The sequence below is a fragment of the Streptococcus sp. HMSC034E03 genome (assembly GCF_001811505.1).
Taxonomy (GTDB): Bacteria; Bacillota; Bacilli; order Lactobacillales; family Streptococcaceae; genus Streptococcus.
In genome coordinates this window covers 4,347-5,257 of record NZ_KV804998.1, presented here as the reverse complement: position 1 = coordinate 5,257, position 911 = coordinate 4,347, and the positions used below count along the sequence as shown (strand labels likewise).

Genomic DNA, 911 nt, shown 5'->3' with positions numbered 1-911 from the left:
TTCGAAGGCGGTGTGAATGCAGTAGAAGCAGCCAAGTCAGACACTTCAGACTTTGAAGGTGACGTCAATGGCGAAGAAGGTTCTAAGGCAGAGAGCCCAGAGTTCGAAGGTGGCGTCAATGCAGTAGAAGCCGCTAAGTCAGACACTTTAGACTTCGAAGGCGGCGTCAATGGCGAAGAAGGAGCTAAGTCAGAGAGCACAGAGTTCGAAGGCGGTGTGAATGCAGTGGAGTCCGCTAAGTTAGATTCTCCAGAATACACAGGTGGCGTCAATGGCGAGGAAGGAGCTAAGGCAGAAAGTCCAGAGTTCGAAGGCGGTGTGAATGCAGTAGAGGCCGCTAAGTCAGACACTTCAGCTTTTGAAGGTGGCGTCAGTGGTGAGGAAGGAGCTAAGGCAGAAAGTCCAGAGTTCGAAGGCGGTGTGAATGCAGTTGAAGCCTCTAAGTCAGACGCATCAGACTTTGAAGGTGGCGTCAATGGTGAGGAAGGAGCTAAGGCAGAAAGTCCAGAGTTCGAAGGCGGTGTGAATGCAGTAGAAGCCGCTAAGTCAGACACTTCAACCTTTGAAGGTGGCGTCAATAGTGAGGGAGCAACTACATCAGAAACCCCAGAGTTCGAAGGCGGTGTGAATGCAGTAGAAGCAGCGGTTCATGAAGTTCCAGCCTATGAAGGCGGCGCTAATGCGGTCGAAGCAGCAAGCTCAGAACTTCCAGCCTATGAAGGCGGCGCTAATGCGGTCGAAGCAGCAAGCTCAGAACTTCCAGCTTATGAAGGTGGCGTTAATGCAGTAGAAGCAGCAAGCTCAGAACTTCCAGCTTATGAAGGTGGCATTAATGCAGTAGAAGCAGCAAGTTCAGAACTTCCAGCCTATGAAGGCGGTGCTAATGCGGTCGAAGCAGCAAGCTCAGAACT

The 911-nt window shown here is 51.5% G+C and carries 1 protein-coding gene; it reads left to right on the top strand.

All coding sequences use genetic code 11. The features are described 5' to 3' along the window. Window positions 1-911 (top strand): SIALI-17 repeat-containing surface protein (locus HMPREF2805_RS11335; RefSeq protein ID WP_398577618.1); only part of this gene is annotated, 911 nt, incomplete at both ends.